Below are 15,658 nucleotides of genomic sequence, written 5' to 3'. Positions count from 1 at the left end.
TTAGATTAGATTCTTTACGAAGTTCTTTCATCTAATTAATAGAAAATGTAGAAGTCACAAGAAGCATGCTTTTAGAAAGAAATGGACTTTTTTATCTTGTTAAGCTTCCTGAATCTTTCTTATCAGAATCGTCAATGGTCAGCATAGCTTTCTCTGAATCCCAGGACACGTTCAATCCCAAACCACGCAATACCTCAAAAGGCACTGTAGTTGCTCCCGAGTAGTTATTTATGGGTTCAGGTATCTGCACGACTCGCTCCCCAGAGGAATCGGCGGAGGTTATAACATACTGTGTCTCGTTAGGTAGGATTGTGATTGTCCGATTGTCATAATTCAACGTATAGTGGTTCAGGCTACCTTCCACCTGATGAATCTCAAATTTTGCTCCAAGTGCTGTGGCGATGGCTTTGATTGGCAGTTGCACGGTCTTAGGCGTTTCAACAGCGGCATACATCGACTGGAACAGCTCACCGTTCAGATATACATCTGTGCCAATTTTGGCTTGAACGGGTTTGTAGACCATTCCTCCAGATGACGTTGCAGGTGCACCCGCTTCCTCGTACTTATCACTTCCCCAACCCCAGACGGTTCCATCCGAGGATAAGGCAAGACTGTGGTAATATCCTGCTGAAATATCGGTAATGCCGGATAGATGGTTTACTTTTCCTTCTTTGCCGTTCACGCTTCTTCCGTAGCTGTACACCTCACCGGATGTCGTAAGTAATAACATATATTGCGAATTTCCATCCATCTTTTTCACCTTGAAGTCGTAATCAAAAGCGAATGCTTTCCCTGTCTCGTCCAAACCCCAGACTTTCCCGTTCTTATCCAGTGCAAGCAGGGACGTATCTGTTCTTGTGATCGAAGATATGTTGGTCAGACCTTTTATCTTGGTAGGTTTGGACAGGACACTTCCGGATTCGTCGGGCTCGTTCCACGTCCATACGGTGCCATCTTTCTTCAAAGCATATCCATGCAGACCTGCGGATCCAACCTGGATAACATCTTTCAGTCCGCTAATCGCATGCGGTTTACGTATGAGATCAGAATCGCTTCCTTGAGCGGTAGGGCGCTGCCATGACCATACTGTCCCGTTCTGGAGAAGGGCGACGGTAAAAGAACCAGTCACTACATCCTTCGCAGAGTTGATGCTTTCGACTTTGCTTGGTAGTTTGCCAGCACCCCACTCCCAGACCGTTCCATCCGCCTGAACGGCTGCGTTGATTCCACCACCGGCGGCTGAAATAGCTATTACATTAGATAGTTCCGGTACGCGGATGGGACTAAATGTATGACGATATCGAATGTTCTCGCTCACACCCAGCTCTCCCAACAGATTGCGGCCCCAAGTCCAGACCGAACCATCACTTCTCAAGGCGACTGTGTAATAATAAGCCCCCTCTACAGCGGTATAGTGGAGTTTCTTCTCTGTGTTTGCTGCATTCGATTGAACAGAAGTGTTACTGGCGGAATGCTGTACGTTAGTGGCTGCGTGAGTAATTGGCTCAGCTGTCAGCTCCAACAACAAGCTGGACGCAACTAGTGCTGTAGCCATTGCAATGGCGAATCGTCGGGACGATTTACTTTTACTATTAGGTCTATGATTCAAACGTGAAGTGGGACGTCGTTTTTCTTTTGCTATGTCATCGGATGGGTTAACCGAACGCATGGATATCGCCTCTTTTTCGGATGAGATGGACGTGAATGATGCTTGCTATATAGACACCTTATGGAGGGTTGAAGTTACATACATATTGAAAAATTCCCTTTGGATCGAAGGGTACGGAATGTGGTTGAAGTATGATCTAACAGTAAATAGGTAACATGTACGGAGTCTTCAACGTTATAAATATGAGGTGATAGAATGCGAAAAAGGATGCCGATCATATGGTTAGTGTTCATCCTGTTAACAGCCTGTGAAACAAATGATCAGACAGTGGATTCTCCAGTGAGCACCACGTCATTTCCTGAAATTATGGAGCCGCATAACCCTGAGCAAGCGGAGCAAAGCGGGGATGTGGTTGTGCTTCATGGGGGCATGCGAAACAAGGATAAGTGGAAAACATTTGTGAAGAATGTGAAGAACAAACAGCAGGATCAAGTTCGTGTGACGATGTATACGATTGAAGGCGGAGCCATCATCCATGAATTGATTTACGATGGCAAAGCCATTCAATCGACTTATGATAACTCAAGGGATGCCTATGGCTCCAAACAAGGGAGGACGACCAACACCTGCAAAGGGATCGGTACGATGAAGAGTGAAGAGGGGCGTGCGTTTTACGTTTTAGTCGGGTGTGAGAATGAAGGGGATGCCTTTTCGATTCCGAAGTTCTAAATGAGATGTATCCACACGCAAAATCTTAATAAATGCCATGAACCTAAAAACTGTGATCGTGAATTAACTCTCGTAAGTTCCAGTTCAAATGGGATAGGTAGCATTCCGCAAAGTGATAGTAAGCCCATCTACGGTTTTGGTTTGAGTTGGGATATTCGATTCATGTGGTGCGGATTCTTCATTCACCGTAACAAAAAAATAAAGTATGAGTGGAAGCGCCAAAATGATAAGACCCAGAATGATAGCCAAGATGATATTCTTTTTGTTCACTGTGCGTGCTCCTTTCAGAGATAAAACTTATCTGATAATATTTGATTTATAATTAATACCCAATTATATCATATATTGGAGTGGTCCAATCACCAACTTGACTTTTTATAATATTCGTGATGATCAGAAGTTTAATTATGAGAAGATTTTTGATCTAAAAACATACCCGTATATGATCCTCTTCGAGAAAGGTCAGATTACATTGGAGACACATAAACCTGAAGAAATCGTTCAGCATATACGATCCTAGTAAGGATTTAGAACGGCTCAGTTTTATAAAGCGGAACAGCTGAAGCCTATGTCGCCTGCATTTACAAATGTAGCGCAACTTCTAAAGTTCTCACATTTCCCACTAAACAATTGGTATGAAAAGTATGTTGATGAGCAAACCATGAAAGTATAGGCCAAGACAAAGGACTGCAGCAGAAGCTGTTGTCTTTTTTTATTGGGCATCCTTCATAGTTATTCGCACACTCTCCGAATGTATTGAGGACATAGAATAGGGCATATACACTGTGTGTTTTGGCCTAAGGAGAGTGAACGTTTTGAAGTATCTGAATAAGAGAAGAGCTGCGCCCAAACGATTAAGATCCAGACGTTCAACACCGAAATGTAGAAAAAAATCCTCAGGGGAACTAAGAACATGCTCTCGTATCCGTAAAACCCGTCGGAGAAAACGGCGCTCACTGAAGCGTCCATTTCAACAACAGAAATTGATCTGTAATAAAAAAATCATTGTTTTGCCGAGAGATGTCGGCGTCAACCCAGCATGCCGGGAGCCCAGGCCCCGGCTGGCTCCGGTGAGACAACATGAAACGCAGACTGTCGGACCTCATGGAATGCAAGGTCTGGTAGGGGAGCAAGGTGCCCAAGGCCCTGTTGGCCCCCACGGTGTGCCTGGCCAGCTTGGAGCGCAAGGTCCTGCTGGTACTCACGGCGAGCAAGGTTTGCCTGGAGTGCCCGGCCCTGCCGGCCTTCGCGGCGAGCCAGGTGAACCGGGTCTTGCAGGAGCGCAAGGTCCCGTCGGTCCCCAGGGCGAGCGAGGCGAAGCGGGTCTTGCTGGAGCTCAAGGGCCCGTCGGCCCGCAGGGTGAGCCAGGCGAACCGGGTCTTGCAGGAGCTCAAGGGCCCGTCGGCCCGCAGGGTGGGCAAGGCGAACCGGGTTTAACCGGAGCGCAAGGCCCCGCTGGCCCCCAAGGCGAGCAGGGTTCCCCTGGAATTCCCGGAGCACAAGGACCAACGGGCCCCCCAGGTGAGCAGGGTCCGCCGGGCAGCATACCGGGAATTGAGATTATTCCTACGGTAAACCGTTACTTCTATTTCCCAGACACCGATCTGAATTTATCGGACTCGGTTACGATTCCTGTGGGGGAATTCGTGAATGACGAAGGTGGGAGTGTATCTGAATTTGCAGGAATAGGACTTACCAGTTACTACAATCTTTATATCAACGGGATCGTCCAGCCGGGCAACTCATATGACGTAAGTAAGGTTATGCTGTTTTTTCCTTCCCAAGGTGGAGTACTCTTTGCAGAAACGCCGATCATATTGGAGACTATCCAACTAACAGCAAATATAATAAATGGTTAAAATTGGTCAAACCACCTCGTGACTTTGCCTTCACTACTCTCGAATCTACCACATATACTATGTCAGGTAGGAGGTGAGAAACATGCCACTCGTGACACCCTTTCAGAACAGTTTAAGATTTGCTGCAACCATTGGCGATGGAACAGGTACCGGAGCGACGTTTGCGATTGCTGCGACTGCTTTTACAAACGACGCAGGTACAGCTGCAACGGCATTTCCAGGCACGTTCAATTATTACAATCTTTATATTAACGGCATTATGCAGACAGCAGATACTTCTACCGTTACAACCACTACAATTACGATTCCTGGTGGAGACGCACTGAATGATGGAATTCCAGTTGTTGTACAATTTGTAGTGTCTTAACGCTTACCTGAATCATGCTGCATCATTATCTTGTTCGGCTTCTATCTGTGATAGGAGCCGATCTTTTTTTGTACAAGTGACCAGTCGACTCTAAAGGGTATTATGAAATATCCAAAACGGTGCATGACGAGACGAATGGTCAGTTTGATCTGAAAGAAGGCACGTTATATCCCGCCCTCAAACGAATGGAGGCTAATGGGTACATTGAGGGCTATTGGGGGGAGCAAATTGGAGGACCACGGCGACGATATTACCGAATGACCTCTGAGGGTCAGACTCAGCTCGACAAGTTGAGAACATCTTGGGCGGATAACATAAAGATCATTAATATTTTCTTGGGAGGGAGTCTTCATGGAAATCATTGAGCGATATTTAGATCAAGTACTACGGAATACGTTTTTAACCAAACGGGAAAAGTCCGAGTGGAGAGAAGAAATGGCCGCTCATCTCCATTCGTCTACCGATCACTATAGAAGTCAGGGATATTCTGAAGAACAGGCTATTGAACGCAGCATCCAACGATTTGGCTCTATCTCAGAACTACGCAGAACGGTAACCAAAGAAACATATGGATTCAATATGAGGACGATCATTGGCTGTGCTCTGGCAAGTTTTATCCTTTTCATAGTGACACTCGTAGGTGGACTCGCAGCCAACCAATACGGTGTACATAACCGATATATCGAGATCATGCCGATTGTTTTGATTACCGTGAGTGCATTAAGTATCTGTATATGTTTAACGCGTAAACGAGTGGATCGACTTTGTCTGCTATCTCTGCCACTGTTATTTGCCTTAGGATATCTGCAAGCCTACTTTCAAATCTTCGTTGATTATTGGGGTGAGGGATTATCGTTCACTATGTTTGAAAAGTTATTTTTCAGTGGTTCATATGATATTTCCGGTCGGGTTGAAGTCATGTTGATCGGCGATTTGTTCCTGTTCACACAGACGCTCATCATTTTTGCCATAAGTAAAAATCGGTACATATCGATACTCCCGTTTGTCTTTTCCACCATGTATACATTGGTTCATATGATGATGTTCACTCTTTATTACACATTCTTTACGTCAGAGCAGTTTAGTTCCTCGGTAACTCAGGGGTATGGCGTTTTCATGAATGGTAATGTGCAGCGTTGGATGGAGATGGGGCTTAATTTGGTTATGGGTGCATTAGTGCTTGTATTATTGATGCTCTGGGGGAAATGGAGTGGGAAAAGGCAGTTGAACTTAGCTTGATAGTCGCCTATATGGCGGCTTTTTTGGATTTATGTATCGATAAAACAAGAGAGCTTTAATACAAATAATAGAAGGTCGGCAAAATCTGAAACATAAACCCAAAAGACCCACCTCTGTAGAAGCAGGTGGATCTCCAATCTACTGATTATTATTAATGCTTTTTATAATGTTTATGATGCTTAGAGTGCTTGCCGAAACTTTTCTTAGCCAATTCTGTAGGCGAAAAGCGATGAGCTGCAACCAGTCGGCCAGTTGCGTTTTTACCCCATCCTGACACAAGGACATGTTTGCTGTTTGTAGTATACTCAACTTCAAATTGAACCAAATTAGCAACATCCAGAATCCGGAAGCTAGAAGAGCCTGGTGCAAGAGTGAAAGTAAATGTGCTAACCAGAGCTTTTGCTCCATTCAAACGGAATAATCGAACACGTACCGTAGCATTGCTACTTCCATTATTAACTGCCTTCGCGAAAAAAGTTCTGGACTCTCCGGGAACTGTTGAAGTATTAATAGCATTTTCAACTGGACCAGTAGAATATTTTACTAATGTCATATATATCAACCTCCTATAAGTGATAGTTTATAGTATGTTATTAAATTCATTTTGATTGGGATCATAGGAAAACAAGAAGAAATGGACTTCTTCTGTATCTTCATCTCCTCACTATACGAGTAGTGAATGTCATGAAGGGGGGAGTTACTATTTGTCGAACATCGGGAAGAAATATTGAAACAAAGCCGGGACACGCTCTGGTAGTAAAAATAGTTACAAACCCATCTCCCGTTTGTCTTTTCTACCTTGTATACATTGGTTCATATGATGATGCTCAGTCTCTATTATGGGTGTACTAGTACTTGTGTTATTGATGTTATGAGGGAAATGGATTGCAAGAAGGAAGTTGAATTCGGCTTCATAGACGTGGTATTCAAGGGATGCTGAACATGCACTAATGCGCAAAAGAGCTGCCTGAGGGATGTTGCCCAACGACCGGATAACTTCTGAGAAAATGAATCCTCCGTTTGATTCCAATTCCCTTTCTGACTTGTTAAAATTTAGGGATAGTGACTACGAACAGGTTGGCGGTGAAACGACATGCAACGTATTCAGGTACATCCTGATGTGTTGGAGGAAAAAGCACGGCTTGTCCAGCAAAAGAAACAGGAACTGGAGCGAATGGTCCGAGAGCTGGAGAAATCCATCTACTTTTTGCAATCGGATTGGTCGGGTGTGACGGGGAACGTTTCTTTTGGGATTTTATGCAGGTGGAGGAAGTGCTCCAGACCACACTCGGGCTGCTGGACGACATACAGAATGAATTTACGTTTATTGCAAAAAATTTCAGGACAACGGATGGCTCTGGTGAGGTTGCTCTGTATATCTCAGAAGAACTGAAACGGAATTTCGGTGTAGGGCTGCTCGACAAGTCGATTGGAGAGACCGTAACTGGAATGGGTCAGACGGCGGAGGCACTCTTCTATGATCCGTTCGGCACGGTGGCCAGTGTGGCATATGCGATGACGGTGGGCAGGGTGGTCGATGTTGGGCGAGGCATTAAGTTCGCATTTGACACAGCCTGGGGAAACGGAACGGCCAGGTCGGATGTAGAGCAATTTGTAGAAGAGCAGAAGAAACAGGTGGATGAGAACGGGCTCGGTTATTACAGTGGCTCCGTGATGGGTCAAGTGTTGGCCTATGCTTTCGTTGGTAAGGCGTTTCGTTCGGTGGAGAATAAGCATAGCGATCTGGGCGGATCGGGTGGAGGTAAGCCGGAGTCTGGGAAGGGAACAGATGCGTATATTGGTAGTATAGTTAAAGATGGAAACAAAACAAAATATACGAATCCAGCCGGAAATCAATTAACTTGGGTTGATCAACATCCGAAAAATATTAGTCGTGATATTAAGTCATTTGTTGATAGTCCCAATATTGGTAAAGCAACAGAAGGAAAAGTTGCAAAACTTGTTTCGGAACAAAAAGAAGTTATAGGCTTTGGACAAAAGGTTCAGAGGGAAGATAAAACACCAGCCGGTGATTTTGATGTGTTAACAAAAGATGAAATTATTGAAGTGAAAGCTTCTGCTGGCGCTCTAAAAGTTGATCAAATTGAAAAATATACAAATGTAGATCACAAAGATTTTTTGAATTCAGAAAACAGAAAAGTTATTGTATACATTGAAGAGCCACTAATTAATCTAGCGCCTGAACAATTACAAAAATTGAATAAGATTAAGGATATGGGCGCAATTATAGTAAACTCAGATGAAGAATTGAGAGGAGTTTTAAAGTAAATGGGAACCTCATCATTTTTTTTAGTTGAAAGAGACAAATATTCACCAGATAACTTACTATCATCCATAATGTTAGCAGCTTTTCATTCTGACGCTATGCTTTACTACAGGAATGAAAAGTATTTTACCGAAGAGAAACAATTCAAGTATACAACGATCAGTATCATGCAGGATCCAGATATGGATGATAATAAATTTTTAATATACATTGATGGAGTTAAGAACGATGGGTTAGAGTTTTATAATAATGGACAATTTTCAGGATTAGAAACCTCCCTTTCCTTATATCAAGTTGGTTGTATCGAGGATGTGTATGATAACGAGAAGTTACTTTTTAGTTTTGTGTATGAATACTTGAAATTAAATCCCCATCAATATTATTGGTTGGGAGGTTATAATTGGGTTTACAGTTGGGAGGATATGAAAAAACTTAAATCATTACCGTTTGATCCGGATTGGTGTTATAAAAATCCCCAACACTAAACACCCTGATGCATGTGATGAATTCTTGAAAAACTTCAAAAAGCCTATTCCAACTTGATTAAAAGTAGGAATAGGTTTCTTTTTACAAGGTTAGCTCACAGAAATGAAATCTAGTAAGCAAGTATAAAGAACAATGCATACCGTCCACCGGACTATCTTAGTTCGGTTTTTGGAGGGGGATTAAGTAAATGTCTATCAGTGCAGTAATACTTGAACCACAGAATGATTATGAAAAGAGTTTTTTTGTTCCAGTTGCCACGAAATCCTTTTTTAAGGAGTGTTGGCAACCTGCTGTTGAATCATTAGGATTAAAATGGATAGACCTCTTTCCATCAGGTGTTGATATAGAGAAGGAAGATGTAACCTTAATCATTGGGGAGCTAATGCTGATAAAAGAATGGGCGGCAGAAAACTTAAATGAGGAACAAAAAGATAAAATATTCGAAAAGATAGCAGGACTTCGAGATAAACTGCCACTTGCATTTCAACGTAAGGATGCAGTTATTTTTATAGGGTAGGCATATATGAACAGCTTATCAACACAATTACCAGACAGGAGATTTCGGCGTTGGACCCGGATGTGTATAACATTGGGACTTTGAAGTTGGATGCGGAGGAGAAATGATAAGATAATCTCAGCATACCCAATATACTGAATTGGAGATAAATTAGTGATGATAAAATATAATTATAAACTGAAATATATGGATGAATTTAATATGGTTGTATTGGATTTTGACGAGGAAAAAACAATAGAGTTCGCTAGTATGATAAGTGATCCCTTAGGATCTGATATACCTTGGAGATTTGAAGATTTGAAGAAGGATATTGAGAATTATCTTGATTTGTTAAGGGGAAGGATACCCGAATATAGACATGGAGGAAATGCATCCAGCGTTATATCACGTATAGACTATACAATAATTGAAGATCCATTTTATGATGAGGAAGAAGATGAAATTGAACCGATCTGTAAATTAGAGACAGTTGAATTTGTGAAAATTATATTACTTTGGGCTTACGAAACTTACAAATTTAAAAGTAAAAAGGGAGTGATTGCTTTAAAGGAGGCAGAAATGGTTACACAATGGGTTGAACAAAAGATGTTAGAAGTTGAGAGTATAGAAAATGAATCTATACAATAGCTGATATAAAGCTCATCCCTGATCATGGCCGACAAGCAGTGAAAAGTTGTATCATCTAATTATTTGGGAGATTTAATTCATGGGTATATCATCTTTTATACTATTTAGACTTGGAAAGAGCATGCCGACTTATCTTTTATCGAGTGCTGCTCGGAACATATGTAGAAAAGAGAAACTTTTCTTTGATAAGGATGAAGAAACTTACAATAGCGAAGGTGGATTAAAATATACTCGACTATATATAAGTGACACGCCATTCAAGGAGAATTACTCAAGGACGCTTAGCTTTAGTGTATATGATGAACCTTATGAATTTCAAACCGTTACTTATGACTGGGATGATACGCAAAATGAATATTTTAAAGCAGTAGTATCTGATGATTTTGAAGATAATGAGGATTTATTATTTAAATTCCTTTTTGCTTTTCTGAGCGAATTCCCCGATGCAAGAGTATGGATTGAGGAAGATTGGTTTTACAATTTGGAAGATATGAAAAAGATAAAGGCATCCTACAATTATAATTGGTGCTATATAGATCCAAAAAACATTTAAGTGAAACACAATAATTAAGATTCAGGCACTTCTACCAGACCATAAGTAGAGGTGCTTTTTCTATAAAATCACAACAACTAGATTGGATAGATAACGAGATTAAAACCTTAGAAAAGGAGAAAAAATATGTTTGGTAATTTTTATTTTGGAGGTTACTCTGAATATAGAGAATTAAAGAATTCATTAACTAAATTATTTCAAAATGTTGAAATAATAGAAGAGAATAATATGCTAACTGTCCCTTGCGACGGGTTCACACTATCCATTAATGAGGGAGGGCCTGGTACTATGTTTGCAAGTGAAGATTATAATATTGAATTAAAATTTAGTTGTTACATTGATATTATATCTTCTTATAGTAATTGGGCAGACGAGCTAATGGTCTTCATTGGAAAATTAATTAATGGTATGGATGGAGACTGTCTTCTAGAGTTGAATGATAAACCAATATTATTGAGAAAAAACAGTGTAATAACTGTGGATGATAAAAAGCTAAATGGATCAGTTAAATTCCCTTTTCATGGATTAGGATTAAGTTATCAGGTTGGAGATATAATCTAGGTGATGCTCAGAAGTTTGCGTGGGCTACAAAGTCGGGTTTGGGGAAGATAAATAAATGGATTACGAATTATTTCTACGATCTAATTTAGATCTTAATTCTTTAGGCAAACTGTTACAAAGATATACCACTGAATTTGTTAACGGATCGGCTTCTTTTAATAGTAACGATGAAGAAATTGTAATTGGTTCTGATTTTTTCTCATTGACACTTGAGATAGAGGATATTTCTGATATCGCTTTTGTTAAAAAGCATTATAACTTAGATGTTAATGTATGTATTAGGGTTCAATTGTATGGGAGTACTTTTTATAAAGGTATTGAGAAATTATTTAAAGTCATAGGGAAGCTCATAAGACATATAAACGGAAATCTATTATTCTTGGAAGATGGTTCAGCTCAGTTACTTAGAATGGAAAGTGGTCAGTTGATGGTTAATAATTCTTTAAATCAGTATCAAGTGAAGTACTTAACTTCAAGCCTACTTTGTTTACTTAACTGTTCTTATATTGAAAGGGCACTGAAACAATAAGGAAAATTATCCGGAAGTATACTAGTCTAAACATTCCACAAATTAAAGTAAAGGCGAAAAGGTTATGGAATATTCATTGAGGTTGAATGGAAAACAAGATGCGTTATGGTTGGAGAAATTAATTGAAAGTAAGAACTTTGAAGTGAATTATATAACCAGACAACACAATTCATTGTTCATCCATGAGTTTGATCTAAGCGGTGGTTTGAAAATAACTGCTTATGATAATAATTTTCCGCCTGATCATCCAGCAGCATCTTATGAAACAATGTTTCAAGAAGAGGATTTTATTTATCAACAAACAATATCTTATGAATTGGAGAATAACCAGCAATATGAATTATGGTATAAAACAATGTATGAAATTTCTTTCGCTATATTAGAATCACTTAAAGTAAATGGCGTATTCTATCACACTTCTGGAGAAGAGATATTTTTCTTTGAAAACGGAAAGTATACGTTCAACGGAACTTACCTTGAATTGCTCCAGACGCATTATGGAGAACTTCTTGAAAATATCGAGTATTCGGTTTTTACGAAACCTCACAACTGAATTACAGATAATGCATAAAGGCACTTCTACCAAACAACGTAGAGGTCTTCTTACTATAAAATCTTAGGAGAAAAATGGCGATGATACTAAAAAAACGACTTTTAATAATCGGATGTTGTATTGCCGTTGTGATCTTACTTGTTCTAACTTATAGCCTCTATAAAGAGAAAAGAATGTATGAAAAGTACCTAACGATGAATGTACGACAAGATATCGTTGATATGAAGAGTGCGATTATAAATAATGATATTTTATTTAACCGAATACTTACGAATGATAAAATAACAAACGAGATGGTTGAGGATGGAGAACAAGGCAGCCAGCTCTATTACAACTTTACAGATATGACGCAGATTATGGATAAGTATAACTTGATGAATCTAAGTTTCAGCGAAGAAGCCAACTGGCTGGTAAAACCCGCAGCATTATTTACAAACGAATTAGGCCAAGATGCTATTTTGCCACCTACACTTCACCGCATGCGAATGACGTTCGAGAGACTGGACATAACCAGTTATCCTGTAAAAGCTGAACTTAAAGGCAGAATCGGGGAGTACCAGCAGTTAAATCATCGATGGCTGAACATTGTTGGGGACTTTGAATCCAAGGAAATTAACGAGAATGAGTGGCCCCAGATCTTGAATGATCTGGAGCAAGTGACCCGAGCTTATTTTAGTGAGAAAAAGGTTGATTTCGTGGATGATGACGTTTGGAGAGATGCTTTGAATCCAAGGTACGAATGATACTTATGAGTGTGATTGATGTCTAATAAAATTCAAGAGGTTCTTTGGTATGAAAGGAGATGAGGAGCATATCCATCCTAGAAAAAATTAATGAATTAGCAGTGATTCTTTTACTCATTGGTACCTTCTTTTACTTTCTAGAGATACGTAAAATCAAAAGGCAAAGGAAACTAACGGTTATAGAATACATCATGTATGTCACGATTCAATTCGGGTACTTACTTTGGGCAGGAAGCCGATTACTAATGTTAATTTCATAATAGCTTACACCCAAAGTGTAGCACTACAACCGTTCAGAATGGGTAGAGAGTGCTCTTTTTTTATAACCAAACAAATAATGAATTTTCTCCCATGCTGGACGATAATAGAGTAGAGACCATATTTACTAATAACAAGCATCTAATGATATCACTTACATATCCACAACCATCCTACACCCACACGAGGTACATTCATGAAACAAGGTATATATGAACAGCTTATCAACACAATCACCAGACATGAGATTTCGGCGCTGGACCCGGATGTGTATAACATTGGAACCGAGAAGCTGGATGCAGAGGAAGCACGTAAGCTGCTGTCTACATATTTGGCGGCCGTGACCCGGCGAGCGCTCAAGATTGTACGGGAACAGACAAAAGATAAGACAGCAGTGTTGGCACAGATCAGAACGTGTAATGAGATTATTGCTACCCTGAAAGGCACGCTTGGGGAAGAAGAGTACAATGAATTGCAACTGGATGAGCAGGGGGAAGTACTGACCCATGTGTATTCCAAACTGAACAGCATTCGTGCGGTCAGGGATACCAAAATCGTAAGTCAAGATACACCGAGCTCCCAAAGCTCGTTATTCACAGGTGCGAAGTCCGAAACAAGTATGTTACTGGAACTGCAAAAGGTGATCGTGACTGCCGATAGGATAGACTGGTTGGTTTCTTCGAAGAGAGAGAAGCATAGTATTTTAGCGTTAAACATGCACTATTGCGCAACATAACTGGCTAATGGATACATCCCACCTACCGGATTGGGCTGTCCAAAAAAATGAATCCTCCGTTTGATTCCAATCCCTCTGCTCACTTGTTAAAATTTAGGGATAATGACTACGAACAGGTTGGCGGTGAAACGACATGCAACGTATTCAGGTACATCCTGATGTGTTGGAGGAGAAGGCCCGATTAGTTCAGCAAAAGAAACAGGAACTGGAGCGAATGGTCAGGGAACTGGAGAAATCAATCTATATGTTGCAATCAGAGTGGTCAGGTGTGACGGGAGAGCGTTTCTTCTGGGATTTTATGCGGGTGAAAGAAGTGTTCCCGGCTACATTGGGTCTGTTGGATAAAATTCAGAATGAGTTTATATTTATTGCGAAGAATTTCAGGACAACCGATGGCTCAGGCGAGGTAGCATTGTACATACCGGAAGAATTAAAACGGGATTTCGCTGTAGGGCTGCTCGATAAATCTATTGGCGAAACGATAACCGGAATGGGCCAGACGGCGGAAGCGCTCTTCTATGATCCGTTCGGCACGGTGGCCAGTGTGGCATATGCGATGACGGTGGGCAGGGTGGTCGATGTTGGGCGAGGCATTAAGTTCGCATTTGACACAGCCTGGGGAAACGGAACGGCGAGATCTGACATAGAGCAATTCGTGGAAGGACAGATAAAGCAGGGCGACCAGGATGGATGGGGTTATTACAGTGGTTCGATGGCGGGTCAGGTACTGGCTTATGCGTTCTTTGGAAAGGCATTTCGTGCGGTAGAGAATAAGCATAGTGATCTGGGCGGATCGAGTGGGGGTAAGGCGGAGAGTGCTTCTACACTCAAAGAACCTATAAAGATTAAAACAAATAAGGGGATAGAAGTTGAATTCACCAATCCATCAGGAAATAAGATTAGCTGGATTGAACAAAATCCTAAAAATATTCCAAACGCAATCGAAAGTTCGTTAAAAAGCCCTAATCCAGGTAGAGCCCTTGAGGGGAAGGTTGGGGATTATGTTCAACAAAGAATTGAAGTAGTTGGGTTTGCATTGAAAGCAAACAATGTTACAAAGAATGAGATTGCAGGGGATCTAGATGTTGTTACGAGTAAACAAATTATTGAAGTAAAGAAGTCTACATCTGCTTTAGACATGGAACAGATCGATAAATATATCAATTCAGGTAATCCTAAGTTTTTCAATCATGACATGAAGGAAGTTATTGTCTATATTGACAAGCCCATCAATTTGTCAAATAAATACGTAAAAGAGAATATAAATCATTTAAGAGACTCGGGTGTTATCGTTGTGAATTCACTAGACGATTTAGGAGGAGTATTGAAATAATGGGGACATCAGCAGTTATTCTATTCAAAAGTGGGGAAAGTGTTGAAATAAATATATTATTACCCCGCTTAAATGAGTTATGTAATAGAGAAGGTTTATTTCATAGTCATGATCTGAAAAAGATTGATGAGACCGAAAAGTTGAAATATTGCGAATTTTGCATTAGCGATGTACCAATGAAAGATAGCTATGACAGGCAGCTATGTTTTGGGATAGCAGATGAACCATACCCGTATAAACTTGTTAATTTTGATTGGGATTCTTCTGAAGAAGATTATTTCAAAACAGTGGTATCTGGAGATTTTGATGGTAATGAGGATATATTATTTAAATTCCTTTTTGCATTTTTGAATGAATTCCCGGTTGCAAAAGTATGGATCGAGGAAGATTGGTTTTATACCTTGGAAGACCTGAAAAAGATAAAAGCTTCGTATAATAATAGCTGGTGCTATATGAGTCCCAAGGACATCATTTAAATGAAATAACAACATTACAACAAAGATAAAGTTAACATTGTACAGGCACTTCTACCTGATCACAAGTAGAGGTGCTTTTTCCTATGAAATCAAACAACTAATGAAATCTTCCACAGATTGGTCGATAATATAGAAGAAACAATTTTTAGCTCACCATATACATAGAGAACGATCCACAACCATCCTACACCCACAC

Annotated in this window: 19 protein-coding genes and 2 pseudogenes; 18 read left to right on the top strand and 3 right to left on the bottom strand. The window is 40.5% G+C overall.

Going from position 1 to position 15,658, the window contains the following annotated elements; translation table 11 throughout:
• Positions 1–91 precede the first annotated feature (91 nt).
• Positions 92–1,669 (bottom strand): stalk domain-containing protein, encoded by a 1,578-nt coding sequence (locus G3352_RS18325; RefSeq protein WP_163758608.1) that lies wholly within the window; start codon positions 1,667–1,669, stop codon positions 92–94.
• Positions 1,670–1,864: 195 nt separating this feature from the next.
• On the opposite strand from G3352_RS18325, the gene G3352_RS18320 reads away from it, so the two are divergent.
• On the top strand, positions 1,865–2,338 hold the full coding sequence (locus tag G3352_RS18320) for a DUF4362 domain-containing protein (RefSeq protein WP_163758606.1): 474 nt from the start codon (positions 1,865–1,867) through the stop codon (positions 2,336–2,338).
• Between the two features lie 84 nt (positions 2,339–2,422).
• On the opposite strand, the gene G3352_RS18315 is transcribed toward G3352_RS18320, so the two are convergent.
• A complete protein-coding gene (locus G3352_RS18315; protein ID WP_163758604.1) occupies positions 2,423–2,608 on the bottom strand; it encodes a hypothetical protein in 186 nt (61 codons plus the stop codon).
• Between the two features lie 800 nt (positions 2,609–3,408).
• Here G3352_RS18315 and G3352_RS31450 point away from each other — a divergent pair.
• From G3352_RS31450 to G3352_RS18295, 4 genes are all read left to right on the top strand, one after another.
• Entirely contained in the window at positions 3,409–4,197 is a 789-nt protein-coding gene (locus G3352_RS31450) for a DUF4183 domain-containing protein (RefSeq protein ID WP_345940776.1), read from the top strand.
• 82 nt (positions 4,198–4,279) lie between these two features.
• Positions 4,280–4,564: a DUF4183 domain-containing protein gene (locus G3352_RS18305; protein ID WP_163758602.1), complete on the top strand. Its 285-nt coding sequence runs from the start codon at positions 4,280–4,282 to the stop codon at positions 4,562–4,564.
• Positions 4,565–4,671: 107 nt separating this feature from the next.
• The gene (locus G3352_RS18300) at positions 4,672–4,929 is read left to right on the top strand and encodes a helix-turn-helix transcriptional regulator (RefSeq protein WP_163758766.1); all 258 of its coding nucleotides are present in this window, start codon (positions 4,672–4,674) and stop codon (positions 4,927–4,929) included.
• Positions 4,916–5,803, top strand: a complete 888-nt coding sequence (locus tag G3352_RS18295; protein WP_163758600.1) for a permease prefix domain 1-containing protein — start codon at positions 4,916–4,918, stop codon at positions 5,801–5,803. The genes G3352_RS18300 and G3352_RS18295 overlap by 14 nt, the downstream gene beginning before the upstream one ends.
• 151 nt (positions 5,804–5,954) lie before the next feature.
• Here G3352_RS18295 and G3352_RS18290 read toward each other — a convergent pair whose 3' ends face one another.
• Positions 5,955–6,356 (bottom strand): hypothetical protein, encoded by a 402-nt coding sequence (locus G3352_RS18290; RefSeq protein ID WP_163758598.1) that lies wholly within the window; start codon positions 6,354–6,356, stop codon positions 5,955–5,957.
• Between the two features lie 540 nt (positions 6,357–6,896).
• On the opposite strand from G3352_RS18290, the pseudogene G3352_RS31720 reads away from it, so the two are divergent.
• The 13 genes and pseudogenes from G3352_RS31720 to G3352_RS18225 all read left to right on the top strand — a co-directional run.
• Positions 6,897–7,049: pseudogene (locus G3352_RS31720) on the top strand (WXG100 family type VII secretion target); the annotation flags it as partial.
• 17 nt (positions 7,050–7,066) lie between these two features.
• Complete coding sequence (locus G3352_RS18280) at positions 7,067–8,092, top strand: PDDEXK family nuclease (RefSeq protein ID WP_240343132.1); 1,026 nt, start codon at positions 7,067–7,069, stop codon at positions 8,090–8,092.
• Entirely contained in the window at positions 8,093–8,575 is a 483-nt protein-coding gene (locus G3352_RS18275; protein WP_163758592.1) for a hypothetical protein, read from the top strand. It begins immediately after the preceding gene.
• 188 nt (positions 8,576–8,763) lie between these two features.
• On the top strand, positions 8,764–9,093 hold the full coding sequence (locus G3352_RS18270) for a hypothetical protein (RefSeq protein WP_163758591.1): 330 nt from the start codon (positions 8,764–8,766) through the stop codon (positions 9,091–9,093).
• Positions 9,094–9,249: 156 nt separating this feature from the next.
• The gene (locus G3352_RS18265) at positions 9,250–9,720 is read left to right on the top strand and encodes a hypothetical protein (RefSeq protein ID WP_163758589.1); all 471 of its coding nucleotides are present in this window, start codon (positions 9,250–9,252) and stop codon (positions 9,718–9,720) included.
• A 79-nt stretch (positions 9,721–9,799) separates the two neighbouring features.
• Positions 9,800–10,273, top strand: a complete 474-nt coding sequence (locus tag G3352_RS18260; protein WP_163758587.1) for a hypothetical protein — start codon at positions 9,800–9,802, stop codon at positions 10,271–10,273.
• A 126-nt stretch (positions 10,274–10,399) separates the two neighbouring features.
• Positions 10,400–10,834, top strand: a complete 435-nt coding sequence (locus tag G3352_RS18255; RefSeq protein WP_163758585.1) for a hypothetical protein — start codon at positions 10,400–10,402, stop codon at positions 10,832–10,834.
• Positions 10,835–10,889: 55 nt separating this feature from the next.
• Complete coding sequence (locus G3352_RS18250) at positions 10,890–11,363, top strand: hypothetical protein (RefSeq protein ID WP_163758583.1); 474 nt, start codon at positions 10,890–10,892, stop codon at positions 11,361–11,363.
• Between the two features lie 64 nt (positions 11,364–11,427).
• Entirely contained in the window at positions 11,428–11,916 is a 489-nt protein-coding gene (locus G3352_RS18245; RefSeq protein WP_163758581.1) for a hypothetical protein, read from the top strand.
• Between the two features lie 194 nt (positions 11,917–12,110).
• Positions 12,111–12,659 carry a hypothetical protein gene (locus G3352_RS18240; protein WP_163758579.1) on the top strand — a complete coding sequence of 183 codons (549 nt, stop codon included), beginning with the start codon at positions 12,111–12,113 and terminating at the stop codon, positions 12,657–12,659.
• Between the two features lie 454 nt (positions 12,660–13,113).
• A pseudogene (locus G3352_RS18235) lies at positions 13,114–13,596 on the top strand (NgoFVII family restriction endonuclease); the annotation flags it as partial.
• Between the two features lie 190 nt (positions 13,597–13,786).
• The gene (locus G3352_RS18230; RefSeq protein ID WP_163758576.1) at positions 13,787–14,986 is read left to right on the top strand and encodes a WXG100 family type VII secretion target; all 1,200 of its coding nucleotides are present in this window, start codon (positions 13,787–13,789) and stop codon (positions 14,984–14,986) included.
• Complete coding sequence (locus tag G3352_RS18225; RefSeq protein WP_163758574.1) at positions 14,986–15,462, top strand: hypothetical protein; 477 nt, start codon at positions 14,986–14,988, stop codon at positions 15,460–15,462. The genes G3352_RS18230 and G3352_RS18225 overlap by 1 nt, the downstream gene beginning before the upstream one ends.
• Positions 15,463–15,658 lie beyond the last annotated feature (196 nt).

The organism is Paenibacillus sp. ALJ109b (assembly GCF_010747435.1).
GTDB lineage: Bacteria > Bacillota > Bacilli > Paenibacillales > Paenibacillaceae > Paenibacillus > Paenibacillus taichungensis.
The sequence above is the reverse complement of the archived record's forward strand: the minus strand, read 5'-3'. Positions and strand labels throughout refer to the sequence as shown.